This window comes from Shewanella sp. MTB7, from assembly GCF_027571385.1.
Lineage (GTDB): Bacteria > Pseudomonadota > Gammaproteobacteria > Enterobacterales > Shewanellaceae > Shewanella.
On sequence record NZ_CP085636.1, the window covers coordinates 5,419,120 to 5,438,015 of the forward strand.

Annotated in this window: 16 protein-coding genes; 7 read left to right on the forward strand and 9 right to left on the reverse strand. The window is 40.9% G+C overall.

Annotation, left to right across the window (positions count from 1 at the left end):
• The first annotated feature begins 90 nt into the window (after positions 1 to 90).
• The 5 genes from rsgA to HWQ47_RS23610 all read left to right on the forward strand — a co-directional run bounded on the left by rsgA (position 91) and on the right by HWQ47_RS23610 (position 7,012).
• Positions 91 to 1,149, forward strand: a complete 1,059-nt coding sequence (gene rsgA, locus HWQ47_RS23590; protein WP_269968423.1) for a small ribosomal subunit biogenesis GTPase RsgA — start codon at positions 91 to 93, stop codon at positions 1,147 to 1,149.
• A gap of 35 nt (positions 1,150 to 1,184) precedes the next feature.
• Positions 1,185 to 2,048, forward strand: coding sequence for an archaetidylserine decarboxylase (gene asd, locus HWQ47_RS23595; protein ID WP_269968424.1), 864 nt, complete (start codon positions 1,185 to 1,187; stop codon positions 2,046 to 2,048).
• Positions 2,048 to 2,926, forward strand: a complete 879-nt coding sequence (locus HWQ47_RS23600; protein WP_269968425.1) for a DMT family transporter — start codon at positions 2,048 to 2,050, stop codon at positions 2,924 to 2,926. The genes asd and HWQ47_RS23600 overlap by 1 nt, the downstream gene beginning before the upstream one ends.
• A gap of 166 nt (positions 2,927 to 3,092) precedes the next feature.
• A complete protein-coding gene (locus tag HWQ47_RS23605) occupies positions 3,093 to 6,305 on the forward strand; it encodes a mechanosensitive ion channel domain-containing protein (RefSeq protein ID WP_269968426.1) in 3,213 nt (1,070 codons plus the stop codon).
• On the forward strand, positions 6,305 to 7,012 hold the full coding sequence (locus tag HWQ47_RS23610) for a glycerophosphodiester phosphodiesterase (RefSeq protein ID WP_269968427.1): 708 nt from the start codon (positions 6,305 to 6,307) through the stop codon (positions 7,010 to 7,012). The genes HWQ47_RS23605 and HWQ47_RS23610 overlap by 1 nt, the downstream gene beginning before the upstream one ends.
• A gap of 17 nt (positions 7,013 to 7,029) precedes the next feature.
• Here HWQ47_RS23610 and HWQ47_RS23615 read toward each other — a convergent pair whose 3' ends face one another.
• A complete protein-coding gene (locus HWQ47_RS23615; protein WP_269968428.1) occupies positions 7,030 to 7,362 on the reverse strand; it encodes a DUF3392 domain-containing protein in 333 nt (110 codons plus the stop codon).
• 48 nt (positions 7,363 to 7,410) lie between these two features.
• On the opposite strand from HWQ47_RS23615, the gene HWQ47_RS23620 reads away from it, so the two are divergent.
• A complete protein-coding gene (locus HWQ47_RS23620) occupies positions 7,411 to 8,337 on the forward strand; it encodes a D-2-hydroxyacid dehydrogenase (RefSeq protein WP_269968429.1) in 927 nt (308 codons plus the stop codon).
• 212 nt (positions 8,338 to 8,549) lie between these two features.
• Here HWQ47_RS23620 and HWQ47_RS23625 read toward each other — a convergent pair whose 3' ends face one another.
• Entirely contained in the window at positions 8,550 to 10,130 is a 1,581-nt protein-coding gene (locus tag HWQ47_RS23625; protein ID WP_269968430.1) for a methyl-accepting chemotaxis protein, read from the reverse strand.
• Between the two features lie 279 nt (positions 10,131 to 10,409).
• Here HWQ47_RS23625 and HWQ47_RS23630 point away from each other — a divergent pair, with 279 nt between their 5' ends.
• Positions 10,410 to 10,601 carry a bacterioferritin-associated ferredoxin gene (locus HWQ47_RS23630; protein ID WP_269968431.1) on the forward strand — a complete coding sequence of 64 codons (192 nt, stop codon included), beginning with the start codon at positions 10,410 to 10,412 and terminating at the stop codon, positions 10,599 to 10,601.
• A 129-nt stretch (positions 10,602 to 10,730) separates the two neighbouring features.
• Here HWQ47_RS23630 and parC read toward each other — a convergent pair whose 3' ends face one another.
• The 7 genes from parC to nudF all read right to left on the reverse strand — a co-directional run bounded on the left by parC (position 10,731) and on the right by nudF (position 18,860).
• The gene (parC, locus tag HWQ47_RS23635) at positions 10,731 to 13,004 is read right to left on the reverse strand and encodes a DNA topoisomerase IV subunit A (RefSeq protein WP_269968432.1); all 2,274 of its coding nucleotides are present in this window, start codon (positions 13,002 to 13,004) and stop codon (positions 10,731 to 10,733) included.
• Positions 13,004 to 14,164: a PQQ-dependent sugar dehydrogenase gene (locus tag HWQ47_RS23640; protein ID WP_269968433.1), complete on the reverse strand. Its 1,161-nt coding sequence runs from the start codon at positions 14,162 to 14,164 to the stop codon at positions 13,004 to 13,006. Before HWQ47_RS23640 ends, parC begins: the two co-directional genes overlap by 1 nt.
• Before the next feature lie 47 nt (positions 14,165 to 14,211).
• Positions 14,212 to 16,098 (reverse strand): DNA topoisomerase IV subunit B, encoded by a 1,887-nt coding sequence (parE, locus tag HWQ47_RS23645; protein ID WP_269968434.1) that lies wholly within the window; start codon positions 16,096 to 16,098, stop codon positions 14,212 to 14,214.
• A 48-nt stretch (positions 16,099 to 16,146) separates the two neighbouring features.
• Complete coding sequence (locus HWQ47_RS23650; protein ID WP_269968435.1) at positions 16,147 to 16,725, reverse strand: YqiA/YcfP family alpha/beta fold hydrolase; 579 nt, start codon at positions 16,723 to 16,725, stop codon at positions 16,147 to 16,149.
• Between the two features lie 188 nt (positions 16,726 to 16,913).
• Complete coding sequence (gene cpdA, locus HWQ47_RS23655; RefSeq protein WP_269968436.1) at positions 16,914 to 17,753, reverse strand: 3',5'-cyclic-AMP phosphodiesterase; 840 nt, start codon at positions 17,751 to 17,753, stop codon at positions 16,914 to 16,916.
• Between the two features lie 9 nt (positions 17,754 to 17,762).
• Positions 17,763 to 18,215: a DUF1249 domain-containing protein gene (locus HWQ47_RS23660; RefSeq protein WP_269971843.1), complete on the reverse strand. Its 453-nt coding sequence runs from the start codon at positions 18,213 to 18,215 to the stop codon at positions 17,763 to 17,765.
• 42 nt (positions 18,216 to 18,257) lie between these two features.
• Complete coding sequence (gene nudF / locus HWQ47_RS23665) at positions 18,258 to 18,860, reverse strand: ADP-ribose diphosphatase (protein ID WP_269968437.1); 603 nt, start codon at positions 18,858 to 18,860, stop codon at positions 18,258 to 18,260.
• Positions 18,861 to 18,896: the final 36 nt, after the last annotated feature.

Here is an 18,896-nt window from a genome sequence, read left to right on the forward strand (position 1 = left end):
TGCCTAAATTCAGGCTTTTTTGTTTAAGACCGTGTATCATACTGCTTTTTTAAGCGACACAAAATAACCTTATTTAACGATGACAAAACTGTGAGTAAAAAGAAACCCCTAAGTCAAGGTCAGCGACGCCGTATGCGAGCCAATCAAGAAAAAAGACTGCAACGGCAAGATTCAGGTAATAGTAGCCCTGATTTACAGGATAGTTCACTTGGGCCAGAACAGCTCGGAACTGTTATATCCCGTTTTGGTCAACATGCCGATATAGAGACTATATCTGGTCAGGTTGTACGCTGCAATATGCGCCGAAATATCCAAAGTCTAGTCACTGGCGATAAAGTTATTGCTAGGCTGTCTCAGGATACTGAAACGGGAATAGCTGGGGTCGTAGAAGCCGTTCACCCCCGTCATTCCTCACTTTCTCGCCCTGATATGTATGACGGCATTAAGATCATTGCAGCCAATATTGACCAGATATTAATAGTATCTTCGATTGTACCCAGCTTCACAACTCAAATAATTGATCGCTATCTGGTCGCTGCTGAAGATACTGGAATTAATCCTGTAATTATTTTAAATAAAATCGATCTAATTTCATCTGAAGAACAAGATTCTATTGAAGCCGCCCTCCAACGATATCGTGATATTGGTTACCAAGTGTTGAAGGTTAGCAGTAAAACTGGCGAAGGTGTTGATGAGATAAAGGCACTACTCGATGAGAAAGTTAGCGTATTTGTCGGTCAATCGGGTGTAGGTAAATCTTCACTCATTAATTCTATGATGCCCGACGCAGAGCTTCTTATTGGTGATGTTTCCGAAAACTCAGGTCTAGGACAACATACAACAACGACTGCAAAACTGCTTCACTTTGCAAGTGGTGGAGATCTTATTGACTCACCAGGTGTTCGTGAATTTGCTTTATGGCACCTTCCAGCCGAGAGAGTAGGTTGGTGTTTTATTGAATTTAGAGATTATCTAGGCACATGTAAATTCAGAGATTGCAAACATAAAAACGATCCTGGGTGTGCCATCACCCAAGCCTTTAATGAAGGTCTGATTGCCGAAGATAGATATAACAATTATCACAAAATCATCGGTAGCTTGGATGAACAGCGTCATGCTCGACACTTTAGAGCTGACACAGAAGAATAAATAGCTTAATAGCGAAAAATGAAGGGAAGTAAAAATTGGATAAAGTAAAAATTGCGCTGCAATACATGATGCCCAAACGTTTAATCTCTCGTCTTGTGGGTAAGTTAGCGGCTGCGGAAATGGGTAGCGTAACGACAGTTGCAATAAAATGGTTTATTAAACAGTACAAAATCGATATGAGCGAAGCAGCTCAGAGCTCGCCTGAAGGATACCGTACCTTTAATGACTTTTTTACTCGAGCCTTAAAACCTGGTATACGCCCGATCTCAGAAAATAAAGAATATATTGTTCAACCAGTAGATGGTGCTATAAGTCAATGTGGATCAATAAATCATGGCCAAATATTTCAAGCTAAAGGTCATGAATATTCAGCACTTGCACTTTTAGGCGATCAAGCTGAAGACGCCAAACGGTTTGAGGAGGGTGACTTTGCCACTATTTATCTGGCGCCAAAAGATTACCACAGAATCCATATGCCTATTAAAGGCACGTTATCGAAGATGACCTATGTTCCTGGCGATCTGTTTTCCGTAAATCCGTTAACGGCCGAAAATGTGCCCGGTTTATTCGCCAGAAATGAACGCGTTGTCGCTATCTTTGAAACAAAGATAGGTCCAATGGCTATGGTACTCGTCGGCGCGACGATAGTTGCTAGCATAGAAACAATTTGGGCTGGCACAGTAACACCACCAAGTGGTAAAAAAGTATTTACTTGGGAATATCCAACTGAAGGCCCAGAAGCTCTGACTTTAGAGAAAGGGGCTGAGATGGGCAGGTTTAAGCTAGGAAGCACGGTTGTAATGCTCTTCGCTAAAGACGCTTTGGATGAGTTTGCTGATGGTGTGACTCCGAAGTCGATTACACGTATGGGTCAGCCATTCGCAAAAATCGAAGATTAATGTCTTCAACCGCAAATAATAAACAATCAGGATTATTAGAGTTACACATTGCAGTGTTGCTATTTGGTGGCACTGCACTCTTCTCAAAACTCATCCCTCTCAATGCATTAAACATAACGATATTACGCTGTGCTGTCGCAGCTCTTGTATTAGCCTTAATTGTTAAAGCTAGCAAAAGCAAATTACGACTACATTCATCAAAAGATTACTTTGTCGCTATCGGATTAGGTATTGTAGTCAGCTTGCACTGGGTGACTTATTTTTCCTCGATGCAATTGTCTTCAATTGCAATCGGAATGATAGCTTTCTTTACCTACCCCGTTATGACTGTTTTGGTAGAACCTATTTTCACCGGAAATAAAATAAAAAAAGGAGATGTTGTTAGTGGCTTAATTGTTCTTCTTGGAGTGATCCTTCTTATTCCTGAGGCCAATTTAGGTAATGATGTCACCTTAGGCATTGCGATGGGAGTTTTGTCCGCTGCATTTTTTACCGCTCGAAATCTACTGCATAAACGATATTTTTCAGCCTACTCAGGTTCCAAAGCCATGTTTTACCAAACTGGAGTAGCGGTACTGTTTCTTGCCCCTTGGAGCACTATCGATACAAGCCAGATAGAACTGAATGTTTGGTGGTTGGTACTCCTACTGGGCGTTATATTTACTGCGGCCCCCCATGCCTTATTTACAGCAGCCCTACGCCACCTAAGTGCTAAAACGGTCAGTTTAGTCTCCTGCCTTCAACCTTTTTACGGAGCGGTATTAGCGTTGATATTTCTTGGTGAAACCTTAGATATAAAAACCGTGATAGGCGGAGTACTGGTCGTTGTCACCGCTATATTCGAGACTCAACAGAGTCGAAAGCAACAAAAACGATAACTTCAACGAACCCAATCACCAGTGAGATATATGGTCTGATACTCGCAATTCTAAAGATTGGCATTCGGCACTGCGATTAAATTTATTGAAAATAAATTACCAAGGATATCAATCTTGCATTTTATTGGTAATATACCTCAGTCGCTCTCTCAACCAGCATCAGGCCATGTTTCAAACTATCCGCCCAATTTTACTTTTCATTTTTTTCATCTTTTCCGTTACCGCTAGCGTTGCGAATCCTTTAGATATAAATAAACGCTTAGGTTTAAACCAACCTCAAACCGAGCATCTGACTTTAGAAGATAAATTGGCCCATCTAGAACGCAGCACAAATGAACTTGCCGAAATAGAAAAAAACTATCTAGATTTAATCAGTAACTATCAAACCCACAAGCTGAATATCGAACATCAACTGCAATCAGCTCAAGCACCGTTAACTTGGTCAAAAAACCAAGGGCTAACTCAACAAGCTTCATTTGCTTATTTAAGGTTGTCAGAATTAAAAGAGATAGAAGCTGAGCTTAACTTAAAGATAACGGCTCTCATCAAAGAGCATAATCAACTTCCAAGTAAAATTACAACTGCAAGAAAAACCCTCTTAGCCCATAATAAAAATAAACCACAAGCGATAGGAAGCACTGAAGACAAGTTACTTACCGCACAAAGACAGCTCTATACTCAAAGCCTTTCGACACTCGAAGCTGAACTTGCGAGCAGCCAAAAGCGTATAAACCTCAATCAGCAACAGATGCAATTGGTAAGAAAACAGTTATCTCAGCAAGAGAGCTTAATTGAATCACTTAATGGAGAGATAGCACTCCAGCGCCAGCACAAAACAGACTCAACCATAGCCAAGAGCATTATTGAAACCTCTAACGAGCAAAATCCACTGACCCAAGAGCTGAGTCAGAAAAATCGTGATTATGTCGAAGAGTTGAAAAACGTAATCCAACGCACCAATGAAACGGTTAAACAACAAGAAAATGCTGAAAACCTCTATCAACAACAAGCTAAACAGTTGGCTAATATCCAACAACAAATCAGTTGGATTAAACTAAGCTCCGCCTTTGGTGAGCGTTTTTTACAAATACTGCAGTCACTCCCCTCTCCTCCGGATCAAGAGAAATTACAGACAAAAATTGCTCATAGCAGATTAATTAAATATCAATTAGAACAAGATCAAACATTAAATAACCAACAGCTTTTATCGACAGGATCATTTACTGAACTGCAAAATAAATTGCTTAACTCGCAACATGAACTTTTAATTCAATTGCTACAAGGATACGAACTATACCTCAGTGAACTTGCCGATCTTCGTGTTATATATGAGCAAGTTACCCAACAAAACCTTACCATTAAGAGCACTCTCAATGAACATCTGTTCTGGGTTCCTAATGCAAACTCAATCGGTAAATTATGGTTCACGGATATCATTCAGAGTACACAATGGATCATCAATCAAAAGCCATTGACTAAAGTCTCTGAATCTATAAGTGTACAAAGTGAACTCTGGTCATGGTGGCTTATCCTCTTAATTATCTGTTTGATAGCTCAAGATACCTTGACACCAAAGTTTGACAAAAGCATGGCTCAAGATGTCAGTCTGGTTGGTAATGTAACTCAAGACAGCTTCTTCTATACCTTAAGAGCACTCGTTAACACTTTCATGTACAGCACCATTATGCCTTCTCCGATCATACTCGCCGGGGTAATAATGTTAGAATCAGATCAGAATATCGTTTCAGCAATCGGTATGGGACTGCTCTCAATTGGCTTAGTGTATCTTTTATATCGTTTGACTTACTTACTAGCACTAAAAAATGGTTTATTAATTGGTCATTTCAAAGGTAATAAAGAGATGATTCGTGAGGGCCAACTTAAGCTGAAAAACTTTACTATTATTGCTATTCCCTTCTTCGGAATCATGGGATTTACTGAGGTAATAAATGATTCAGTGCTAAGGAATAGCATCGGGAGGGGGGCATTTATCTTCTTCAGCATCTTGCTGTTTATGTTTTATAAAGAGATTCTTTCACTGTCTAAGGTCGAACGTCATACCCACCAAGATGGTAAAAATAAGAAGCTACTACAGCGGCTTCTATGGGCCATTCTTTTGATCGTCCCACCTGTTTGTTCAGTGTTAGCATTTAGAGGCTATTACTACACGGCATTCCAGATGTTACTGCAGTTACAGATATCTTTATTACTCTCTCTCGGCTTTATGTTGCTTTACCAACTGACAAAACGTTGGATGTTAATTGAACGCCGACGCATAGCCTTTGATCGTGCTAAAACCCGCCGAGCCGAAATACTCACTCAACGGGAGAGAGGCGAAGAGACACAAAGCAATAATGATTCTTTGGACACCTACGAAGAGCCTCAGGTCGATTTAGAGACCATTTCTAGCCAATCCCTTGGCCTCATTCGTTCACTGCTCACTTTAGCCTTCCTGATGAGCCTGATTGGCTTATGGACCCAAACCCATACTGCATTGTTCTCATTACTCGATGGAGTCACCTTATGGACTAGTAATACGATGGTGAATGGGATCGAGCAACCCATACCTATCACACTAAAATCCTTACTGTTGAGCCTGATTATTGTTGGATTCTCACTCATGATAGCCACTAATTTGCCCGGTTTAATCGAGTTGACTATTCTACAAAGGTTAGATCTGACCCATGGTACTGGCTTTGCTATCACCACCGTCAGCCGTTATCTGGTGGTCTTTTTTGGTATTTTGAGCGGTTTCTCTACATTAGGTATGGAGTGGTCAAAACTGCAATGGCTTATCGCCGCACTTTCTCTGGGGCTAGGTTTTGGTCTACAGGAGATCTTTGCCAACTTTATTTCAGGCCTAATTATACTGTTTGAAAAACCGGTACGTATTGGTGACACCGTCACGATCAGGGATCTCACAGGTACAGTGAGTAAGATTCAAATTCGTGCCACTACCATTATCGATTGGGATAGAAAAGAGATCATTATTCCCAATAAAGCATTTATAACCGAACAACTGATTAATTGGTCTCTTTCTGATCCAATCACCCGAGTCATTGTCTATGTGTCAGTTGCACGGGATTCAGATCCGGTTCGTGTTGAATCAGTATTATATCAAGCAGTTAAAGAATGTGATGAGGCTTTAGCGATCCCAGAGCCCGAAGTGTGGTTTGCAGGATTTGGCAAACACACCCAAGATTACGAAGTCAGAGCTTACGCCAAAGATATGAATACTCGCTGGCCATTGCGCCATAAGTTACATAAAGAGATAAGCAAAAAATTACGTGAAAATAATCTTGAACTAGCCTTCCCACAACTGGAAGTTCATATTAACAGCACACAGAATAAAGATACTCAAGGACTCATTAGAACTTAATGATTATTTTTGCACACAGAGGAGCGAGTGGCTACGTCCCTGAAAACACTTTAGCCGCAATGAAAAAAGCCATTGAATTAGGTGCAAGAGCTATTGAGCTTGATATTCATAATGTTGAAGGTGAACTGTATGTTTATCACGATAGAAGATTGGATCATAAAAGCAGTGGGAAAGGATTAATTGATCAAGTTTCTAGAAAGTACTTAGACACTATTTCTGTTGAACAAGAGCCCATTCCAACTCTATGGGAAGTCATGTCTTACCTCAGTCAATACGACTGCATTGTTAATATAGAGCTAAAAGGCATGACGTGTTTATCTCCTTTTATAACACTTTATCCTCGTCTCTTAGAAAAACTTAATTTTAGCATTGAACAACTCCTAATCTCATCATTTCATCATGGATTTCTTCAACTATTTCGTCAGTCATTTCCGCAAGCATACATAGCCCCTTTAATCGAAGGCGTACAACTTAATAACACCTATACTGCATTATGCTTAAATGCTTACTCTATCCACCTAAGCATCAGTTTTATCAATCAAGAGCTTGTAGACGAGGTCCACGCAGAGGGATTCAAAGTATTTGTCTATACTGTCGATCATATTGATGATATTAAAATGTTATCAAACATGGGCGTCGATGGTATATTTACTAATTATCCTGATAGAGCATCCAAATTTCTAGAGGAGAGATATATTCTCACCTAAACTTTAATTAGGTAAAGTTAGATTTGGCGATTTTTCTGCGCCCAACTACCTATTAGCAAAAAAATCACGATCACAAACCATAACAGCCAAGGAGCAGGCAGATTAGCCATGTTCTTAGCAAGTAATGGGCTGACGGTCACGATCAGCAGGCCGTAACCAAATGCATTAACCATAACAAAAGTAAATGTACGCAATACAAAAGAACGACCGAGTAATTTACGTCTAAGGAAACGATTAACACCAGCCCCGAAGGCCACAAGAAAACAAGCTATAATTGCAGTAGCAATCTCATTCAACCAAGGATAGAGCAAACTACCAAGTTGATGAAATATTGAAATAATTTGTTGCATATTCAGGTCTATTAATAATAAATATAGCTAAGAATAAGCGGAGAAAGTATGAGACACAAGTTACTATTACTAACCAGTAAAAATGAACGTTACCGGGAGCTACTCGCATCTTGTCATCTTCCCGAGATCATTTTACTTGGTGATGAACCTAGTAGCATTTTAGAAGCCAATATTTGGCTGGCAGAACCAGCACTAGCTGCACCTTTGCTGCCTCATGCGAATAGTTTAACCTGGATGCAGTCGACAATGGCTGGGGTAGATGCCTTAGTCAAACCTCGTCAACGTAAAGATTATCAATTAACGAATGTTAGAGGCATTTTTGGTCCTCTTATGAGTGAATACTTGTTTGGCTATTTGCTTGCACATCAACGTGAACACTTAAAATATAAAAGCCAACAAGCAGAAAAACTTTGGCTTCCTGGTAACTTTAAAACCTTACAGGGACAAAACCTTCTACTTTTAGGCACTGGAAATATAGCAAAACATCTTGCCCAAACAGCTAAGCATTTTGGTATGAATGTCACAGGAATTAATCGTGAAGCCAAACCCACTAAAGGATTTGATAAGGTAGATACACTAGCCAATATCTCTCAGCACTTAACACAAGCTGATGCTGTAGCAAGTATCTTACCGAGTACCTCACGGACAAGAGGAGCACTCAATGCAAAACTCCTCTCCCAGATGAAGCCTGAAGCCATATTTTTTAACTTGGGACGAGGTGATGTACTCGATATTGACGCACTCTACATGCAGTTGGTTGAAAACAGCAATCAACATGCAATATTAGATGTCTTCAACCAAGAGCCTTTACCAAAAGAGCATCCTATATGGACACTAGAAAATGTAATCATTACGCCACATATCGCAGCTCCTAGTTTTCCTGAACAGGTCGTAGAAATATTTTCAAATAACTACCATAAGTTGCTACAGGGCGAACAGTTGTCACACGCAGTAAATTTTGCTCGAGGATATTGATAGCAAATGATTAGTCCCGTAAAATAGAAAAATCTCTTGCGATAATTTTTGGCTCATCACTTCAATCTGCATATTGTCTAGGATTCTCTCTAGTCACACTTCCTTAATAAAGCCAACATAACAATATATACCCAACTCTCTATGCCAATTGGTATAAGAGATAAGGGAAGCTTAGCCTCCCTTATCTCTACCGTCATATTCAGACATTAATTTTATAAAGTTTGTTTCTGACTTCGCTTAAGAAATTGCTGTACTAATGTTTTCTGAGAATTAATATTGGTAACTACAACATGATTTAATTCCACCATCTCATTACCTAAATTATTGGATGAAGTATTAAGTTTAGAGATATTCACCATGCTACGATTAACCTCGTTAGAGACACTTGACTGCTCCTCAACAGCACTCGCAATATGATGAGTCATATCTGAAATAGAGACTATCGCCTCTTTAATCGTTCTCAATGCATTACCGGCCTGGGCAGCTTGATCTACACACTGTGTGGCTGAATCCGCGCCTTGATGCATACTCTGTACAGCCTTTGCCGTTCCTTGTTGCAGCAGGTTAATCATATTCTGAATTTCAGTTGTTGAATCATGAGTTCGCTTAGCTAAGGCCCTAACTTCATCTGCCACAACTGCAAATCCGCGCCCCTGTTCACCAGCTCGTGCCGCTTCAATAGCTGCATTTAATGCGAGTAAGTTGGTTTGTTCTGCAATACTTTGAATCACATCAAGAACGGTACCTATACCTTTACTCTGCTCCTCTAAATCAGCAATAACCAGAGATGTTTCAGTTAGCTGCGTTGACATCAACTCTATTGATGCTATCGTTTGTGTCACAATAGCATCTCCCGCATTAGCCTCATCCGATGCTGATTGAGAGGAATTTGCTGCATCTGAACAATTTGAAGCCATATCACCTAACGTAGCTGTCATTTCCTGCATCGCAGTTGCAACTTGCTCTACCTCAAGGGTTAATGAGTCACTGTTACTCTTGACCTCTTCCCCTTTACTCACAGATTCAGTCGCTTTACATGCAGACTGCTCACAGGAGTCAAGAGCTCGACCCAACATAGCTTTCATTTCAGATGATTGCATTCTTAATGCTAACTCAATCTGAGCAACATCATCTGTATGGCCAGTATAGAGGTAAGACATCAGTGGGTTTGAATAAATAGCCTTACATTGGGCAATGATTGCCTTATACCGAGTTAGTAAGACGTTTAAACCTGTTATTAAAACAACAGCAGTTACAGCAAACAATCCCATACCAAGCATGCCTGATTGTATTGCAACATACAACATAGGCAAAAGAGCTATGACAGCAAGCGTTATAAGCTTATTTGGTAAACTCATTACTCGCTTTAATTTAGAGATGTTCCCTTTGTCATTTAATTCTTTATAAGCGGCTTCAGCACGAGTAATCTGCTCAGATGTAGGCTTGGTTCGTACCGATTGATACTCCACCACCCTTCCGCCTTCAGATATAGGAGTAACAAATGCATCCACCCAATAATGGTCACCGTTAGCACAGCGGTTTTTGACCATCCCTTTCCAAGGGTGTCCCGCCTTAATCGTTGTCCATAGATCACCAAATGCCGCTGGCGGCATATCCGGATGACGCACCATGTTATGGGGCTCACCGATCATTTGATCTAAGGAATAACCTGCAACATCACAAAATGAAGGATTTGCATATTTAATGATACTGCTAGTATCGGTTGTCGACAGTAATATCCAATCAGTAGGATAATCGTAGTTTTTTTGAGTGACAGGTAAATTTTGTCTCATGCCTTAACTCCACTAAAATAATGCTATTTTTCTTGATTTACCCACTAGAATAGCTGCTATCGAAGAAAAAAACGACAGTCAAAGTTAAATTGACACAAAAAATAACTTATAACGCTAACAAGTAGGTTTGGATTCAACTTTTCACTATGTAATAAATATAGCTCACACTTTTTAATAACGTGTCACTAGTTTTTTGTAGTGGATAATAACTAGCAGCTATTAGCATTGAGAACTATTTTCATTTATACTCGCGTTAATAAATATTCTAGGTACCAAGAAATGTATGTTTGCCTTTGCCATGCTGTAACTGATACTGAGATTAAACAAGCAGTCTGCTTGGGGGACAGTTCTTTAGCGGACGTAAAAAAGCGTTTAGGAGTTGGCGATCAATGTGGTAAATGTGTCAAAATGGCGACTCAAATCATCCAAAGACAACTGGATGTTGAACCAAACTATTATGAAGTTGCCTAAAGTAAATCAATGAAAATTTCTTGTCCTGACCTATATGGACATAGAAAATACCAAATGATGGACGGAACATTTATTGGTAGACACAAAAAAGCTGCCAAATGGCAGCTTTTTTGATTATATCAATCACTATTACTCAGCAGGTGCTGATGTTCCTTCACCAAGTTCAACACTATCTACACGTTGAAGCCCCCTTGGAAGCTTAGCACCACGTCTACCTCGTTCACCTCGATAATGCTCAAGATCACTTGGCTTAAGGGTCAGTTTACGCTTCCCAGCCCAGAGTGTTACACAGGTATCTTCAGGTATAACTTGCAGATGAATCAGCAGTTCCTCACGTGCCTTGGCACGCTCACCCGGAATGCCTATAATCTTATTCCCTTTACCTTTAGACAACTGTGGAAGAGCTTCTGTTGAAAATAACAGCATTCTTCCTTCGTTCGTTATCGCAAGAATTGACTCAGATTTGGATCTATCGACTAACTTCGGAGTAATAACTTTTGAATTAGCTGGTAATGTAAGTAATGCCTTACCCGCCTTGTTTCTGGAGATCATATCCTTATAAGAACCAACGAATCCGTATCCGGCATCTGAGGCAAGTAGATAAAATTTGTCTTCATCATCGAGTAGCACATGTTCCATGTGCTCACCAGGAGAAAGGTTAAATCGAGTAGTAATAGGTTCTCCCTGACTTCGTGCCGACGGTAGGGTGTGGGTTTCGGTGGCAAATGCTCGACCAGTCGAACCAATAAAGACACTTGTTTGGTTACTTCTGCCCATTGCTAAACAATGGAAGTTATCACCAGCCTTATAGGATAGAGCTGTAGCATCGATATCGTGCCCTTTAGCACAACGTACCCAGCCTTTCTCTGACAATACTACCGTAACGGCTTCCACGGGAGCTAACTCATGCTCAGTTAATGCTTTAGACTCACCACGTTCAATTAAGGGAGAACGTCGGTCATCACCATAAGTTTCACCGTCTTGTATCAACTCTTTTTTTATCAACGTCTTCATTCGTCTATCTGAGCTTAACAACAGCTGTAGCTTGTTACGCTCAATTTCAAGCTCTGACTGTTCGCTCTTAATCTTAAACTCTTCCAACTTAGCCAAATGGCGCAGTTTAAGATCAAGAATCGAGTCTGCCTGCAACTCAGATAATTGATAACGAGACATTAATTCAGCTTTGGGGTCTTCTTCATAACGAATAATTTCAATGACTTCATCGATATTCAAGAATGCAATCATCAAAGCATCAAGGATATGGAGTCTGGCTAATATCTTATCCAGTCGATGTTGAACACGACGTGTCACCGTCTGAAAACGATATTCTAGCCATTCAGTCAAGATCTGTAGCAGGCCTTTCACCTGTGGTCGGCCATTTAACCCCAGAATATTAAGGTTAACACGGAAGAACTTTTCTAAATCGGTTGTGGCAAATAGGTGAGCCATTACCTGATCACAGTCAACTCGATTTGAACGAGGAACGACGATCATACGCACCGGATTTTCATGATCCGACTCATCTCTAAGATCGACAACCATAGGCAGCTTCTTAGCCTGCATTTGACCTGCTATCTGCTCTAAAATTTTCCCACTACTCGACTGATGAGGTAAAGCTGTGATCACAATCTCACCATTTTCAATCGTATAAACAGCACGTGCCTTTATCGACCCACGTCCCGTCTCATAAATTTTTACAATATCAGCCGCTGGAGTAATGATCTCTGCCTCAGTCGGATAATCGGGGCCGGGAACAAACTCCATTATTTTGGCTAAATCGGCTTTAGGATTGTCAAGTAGCTCAATGCAAGCAGACACTAGCTCTCGTGTATTATGTGGCGGCACATCGGTAGCCATACCAACAGCAATACCTGTGATACCGTTAAGCAAAATATGCGGTAAACGTGAAGGGAGAACCAAAGGTTCCTTCATAGTACCGTCGAAGTTAACCCCCCAATCTACCGTTCCCTGACCTAACTCACTGAGCAAAATCTCAGAAAATTTAGATAAACGAGCTTCGGTATAACGCATTGCAGCGAAAGATTTCGGATCATCTGGTGCTCCCCAGTTACCTTGACCATCAACCAAGGGGTAACGATAGGAGAATGGCTGAGCCATCAATACCATAGCTTCATAACAGGCACTGTCCCCATGGGGATGGTATTTACCCAGTACATCACCGACTGTACGCGCTGATTTCTTATGCTTAGACTGAGCTGACAATCCCAATTCGCTCATAGCATAGATAATACGACGTTGAACTGGCTTAAGGCCATCACCTATATGTGGCAATGCTCGGTCCATGATGACGTACATGGAGTAGTTTAGGTAAGCATCTTCCGTGAAGCGGCGCATCGACATCTGCTCAACGCCATCTAGACTCAAATCTATCGCATCACTCATTATTCATTATCCTGTTCTGGCTCAGGTTCAATCTCTTCATTAATAGTTTCTTTGTAAAATAAACGATAAATATTGCCTTTCAGATCATCTGAGATGTACATTGCTCCATCAGGAGCTGTTAATAAAGAGTAAGGTCTAGCAACTGGAAACTCTCCATCTAAAAAGCTAATAAGGGTACTGCGTTTTATAATCTTATTATTTTCAATCTCTAACATGACCACTTGGTAACCAATCTTGCTTGAGCGATTCCATGAACCGTTTTCAGCAACAAACATCTGATCATGATATTTTTCAGGAAATTGCTGGCCGCGGTAAAAATGTAGCCCCATTGGAGCGACATGAGCAGGAAGCTCGTAATTAGGCAACGTTATTTTTAAATTCTTAGGTTTTTCATAAGCTGGTTCAATAACTGTTGAAGCATGGAGATAGGGAAAACCATAGTGAGCACCTACCTCTTCAACACGATTAACCTCGTCTGGTGGTAACCTATCTCCCATCCAATCCCTACCTAGATCGGCAAACCACAAACTGTTATCTATTGGGGACCAATCAAAACCGGTAACATTGCGGATCCCCAAAGCGATCTGTTCACTACTGCCAGTCTTGAAATCGATAGCGATAATGCTTCCAAAGGGGTCTTCCGCCTCACAAACATTACAAGGAGCCCCTATGGCGACGTATAAGCGTCCATCGGGACCAAAGTGCAGTGCTCTATGACTTTTCTTTGTCTTGCCGGGTAAGCGATCATAAACCTCTTTACCTCGACCTGGACGCCTTAGTCGGTTTTCAATATCGACAAAACGTATGATTCGCTCCTCCACAGCAGCGTAGAGATCACCATCATGAAAGGCTATCGCTTCTGGATTATCCAGCCCTTTTGCAACAACATAGCGCTTATCAACCCGGCCATCTTGGTTACTATCGACTAATGCGAGTATGGTGCCATTTTTATGGGAACCAACAAACAGTGTACCTTTATCGCCTAACGCCATCTGTTTAGCATCGCCGAGATCAGAGGCATAGAGAGTTAGGCCAAACCCTTTAGATACAGTGATCATCTTAGGTTGTGAAGCAGCCTGTATCGACAGGCTAAAAAGCCCGAAAATACACGCCCAAAACAAGTAGGTCCACCTATGATTCTTTGTCTGATTCAACAACATTATTATTATATAAGCCTAATTCAATATTGATTGGCACAACAAGCGGTCTAAAAATCGGCTAGGTCACCCTTAGTTTCTAACCAAATTTTACGATCTCCAGAACGTTTTTTAGCAAGTAACATATCCATCAAAGCCATCGTATCATCGACATCGTCGATGGTTAACTGAACAAGTCTACGTGTATTGGGATCCATTGTAGTCTCTCTTAATTGCAGCGGATTCATCTCACCTAGTCCTTTAAAGCGAGTAACTTGAACCTTGCCTTTCTTTTTTTCAGCCGCTATACGGTCTAAAATACCCTGCTTTTCTGCTTCATCGAGTGCATAAAATACCTCTTTACCGACGTCAATACGAAACAGTGGCGGCATAGCGACATAAATATGTCCGTGCTCAACCAACACTTTATAATGCTTCATAAATAAGGCGCACAACAGTGTGGCGATATGTAATCCATCGGAGTCCGCATCAGCCAATATACATATTTTACCGTATCTTAGCTCAGAAATATCTTCACAATCAGGATCGCACCCTATCGCGACAGAGATGTTATAAACCTCTTGTGATGCCAACACTTGGCTCGCATCCACTTCCCACGTATTTAAAATCTTACCACGTAGAGGCATGATAGCTTGAAATTCTCTATCTCGAGCTTGTTTTGCACTTCCGCCCGCTGAGTCTCCTTCGACTAAAAAGAGCTCCCCTCGCATCGGATCTTGACCACTACAATCAGTGAGTTTTCCCGGTAGTGCGGGACCTGAAGTAATCTTCTTACGCGCCACTTTTTTAGCTGACTTCAGGCGTTTTTGCGCATTATTAATGCACATATCAGCCAAAGATTCTGCAAGAGAGGTATGAGTATTAAGCCATAGGCTGAAAGAGTCTCTTAGAATACCGGATACAAATGCAGCACACTGTCGACTCGATAATTTCTCTTTTGTCTGACCAGCAAACTGTGGATCTTGCATCTTCACTGATAAGACAAAGCTACATCGATCCCAAATGTCCTCAGGAGTTAACTTAATTCCTCTTGGAATAAGACTACGGAACTCACAAAACTCCCGCATTGAATCCAATAATCCTTGTCTGAAGCCGTTAACATGGGTACCGCCTAATGGCGTTGGGATCAAGTTAACATAACTTTCATTGAGATAATCACCACCTTCAGGCAGCCAAGTAATCGCCCACTCAACCGCTTCATTATTACCTTTCATCGCACCAATAAAGGGGTCTTCCGGTAACATTAACGAATCTTTAGTTGATGCAATCAAATAATCTGTTAATCCACTTTCAAAATACCATTCTGTGGTTTCATCAGTTTGCTTATTAACGAACTTAATCTTTAACCCAGGACATAGAATAGCTTTGGCTCTTAACAGATAAGTCAATTTAGGTATCGAAAAGTTTGCAGAGTCAAAGTAGCTTGGCGTAGGCCAAAAATGTACCCGAGTACCGGTATTTCGTCGACCACAAGTTCCCGTTTCTCTTAGATCTTCAACTTTATCACCATGCTCAAATGCCATATCGTAAACGAGGCCATTTCGACGCACGCTAATTTCAACTCGACTAGACAGGGCGTTTACAACAGAGATACCGACACCATGTAAACCACCAGAGAATTGATAGTTATCATTAGAAAATTTACCGCCAGCATGGAGTTTAGTTAAGATAAGTTCTACACCCGGAATCCCCTCTTCAGGGTGAATATCAACAGGCATACCACGGCCATCATCGATCACCTCGAGAGAGTTATCTTTATGCAAAATAACCTCAATTTTAGTTGCATGCCCCGCCAACGCTTCATCGACACTGTTATCGATAACTTCCTGGCCCAAATGATTGGGACGCGTGGTGTCGGTATACATACCTGGGCGGCGTTTTACAGGATCCAGTCCATTAAGGACTTCAATTGCATTTGAGGTATATTGATTTGTCATGGCACACATATTTTATAGTTATTAAGGCCATGTTGCGGCCCTGAATGGTTATTTGTCAAGAAACAGAAACTGACAGATCCTTGGTAACGTCTTTTCATAGCCAACAAAGCTATGGTCACCACCTGCTTCAAGCAAGATTTGGCAGCAATGATATTTCTGAACGGCTTGTCGATAATCGAGTACTTCATCACCCGACTGCAGTAACACTAAAAAGCGATCAGGATTTAGGATCACTTGGGTATTAAATTCTTTTACATCATCTTTATGCTGAGGTATCACGTGGTAATGTTCATCGATATAAGGATTATATTGGGGTCCTATAAACTCGTCGAACAGCTCAAATGGTTTCACTGCGGGATTGATCAGTACACCTCGCCCACCGTACTTCTCAACTAAATAACTGACATAATAACCACCAAGAGATGAGCCAATAAAGGTCAGTGCCTCGCCTTTTATTAATGCCGACTCAACAATCGAAGATAGCAAGATCATACCATCTGTGGGGTCAGAAGGTAATTGAGGCTGATGGAAAATGATATCGGGATAACATTCAGCCATAAACTGAGCAGTTACGACTCCCTTTTCTGATAATGGGGAACTGTTAAACCCATGTATATAGAGCAGCATAATCCCCCGTACATAAGATTAAGCGAACTATAATCTTAAGGTTTTAATTGAACTTTAAAAATTCACAAAAGGAAAGATGGAATGCTAACACTTGCTTGGATTTCTACCAAGCAACATAGGTAAATTAAGTCACCCCAAACGATTAAATTTATTGCAAAGCGGCGTAAAATAGCATTAGTTCAAAACCTCTAATAACCGTTAGCGCTTTTATCCGGTGAAAAAAGCTCACCTGGTACCCGATAAATATTGGTTAAGATACTGCCATCAGCTTTAAGCTCAAGTAGTCTATAGCCAGGCTGAAGCGCATCCAAGGCAAAATAGGAAGATTTAGGTTTAAACTGGATACAGGTCGATGGTGTGGCCATAAGCTGTATTGGGCCATAATGACCAGAATATTGCAGATCTATCTGCTGGTGCACATGCCCCCATAGCAAGCCTTTAACCTGTGGAAGCATAGCGACCTGCTCAAGAAACTCACTTCCATTACTCATCCAATGCTGATCCAACCAAGCACAATTGACCAAAATGGGATTATGGTGCATCACCAGTAAAATATGACGTTCAGGTTGATCCTCGGCAGCAGCTTTTATCAGCTCAAGCTCAGATTCAGACATATAGCCGCCAGGTTTACCATGAACCGTAGAGTCCAGCATAATAATTTGCCAGCTTCCGGCTAAGATACGCCTCTTGCCAAAAATTTTCGGCCCCTGCATATTCAAGCGCATAATCCGAGGATCATCATGATTACCAGGTAGATAATGACAGGGCAGACCGAGATGTGAAATCGCTTTGACAAAGTTATGATACGACGCTGCAGAATAATCTTGACTGATATCTCCTGATGCCAACATAAAATCAATAGGATAACTAACTGCATCGATGGTATTCAGAACAGCTTGCAAACTTAGAGCTGTATTAACACCTAATAGCTGTGCATCATGATCGGCAAACAGATGTGGATCCGTAACTTGTACGATCTTCACGCTGGTTTCAACATCAATGGAATAAGAGATAGCCTCTTCTAACACATTCTAACCCTAAGATTCTGACAGACAAATGGGACTCATATGGCCACCTATCTTTAATAACTCTTCCAAAAAAGCATTCACTTGATACTTTTCGTCTCGATGGTACATACGTATATTTGGATAATCATATACTGGACTTAACTGAGAAATCTGTCGACTAGTTAACACTTCAGCTAATTTAGCATCATGATAAACACGAACAGAGACACAAGGTGCATGGATATAGTCAGATTTACCTACGCCCCGCGAGATCTCAATCAGCTGGGTATAGTTAGTATTCTCAATTAATCGAACGCTCAAACAGCCCATTTTATCTTCAACTAGCCAAGTATCACCTTGATGAGTCTCCATAGGTAGCCATTTTAAGATATGAAAATAGTTTCGCCCACAAAGAGCTAAAAACTTATTGATATCGGGTTGGTACCTCTTATGGTTCAAATGACTCTTAAGAGGATTAGCCATCTTGCTCACTCACAATCTCCTATTCCCAAAAAGTTATCAGGGTTATTCATGTAAATTTAGATAATTTAACTCAAGCCATTGCAGCCCAATGACGGTCGATGCATTATTGATTATACCATCTTTAACTAAAGTAAAAGCTTCTACACGACTCATAACGTGCACCTGTATATCCTCATTTTCGTCATCGAGTCCATGAACACCATTCGCTAAACTTGCGTCCACTTCAGCCCAAAAAAAATCAAATTTCTCACTTGTCCCGCCCGGACTGGCAAAGTAACTAGAGATAAAGTTCACTTGTTTAGCGTTAAGTCCGGACTCCTCTAGTAGCTCCCTGTGAGCAACATCTATCGCCAACTCTCCGGGCTCGATCATTCCTGCCACTAACTCAAACAGCCAGGGTGTTTGCCCTGAGTGAATAACAGGAATACGGATCTGCTCAATCAAGATCACCTGATCTGTCTTAGGATCATAGGGCAACACTACAACGGCATTGCCTCGCTCAAACACTTCTCGTCTAACTTCTCCGCTCCAACCACCTTTGAATAATTTATGCTTAAATCGATATTCATCCATGGTAAAAAAGCCATTAAATACGTTCTTAACTTCCAATAATTCGATATCTTGACGATTGAATCTTTGCTTCATTCCCATCCCTCTATTTATTCAGTCCTACAACAAGTC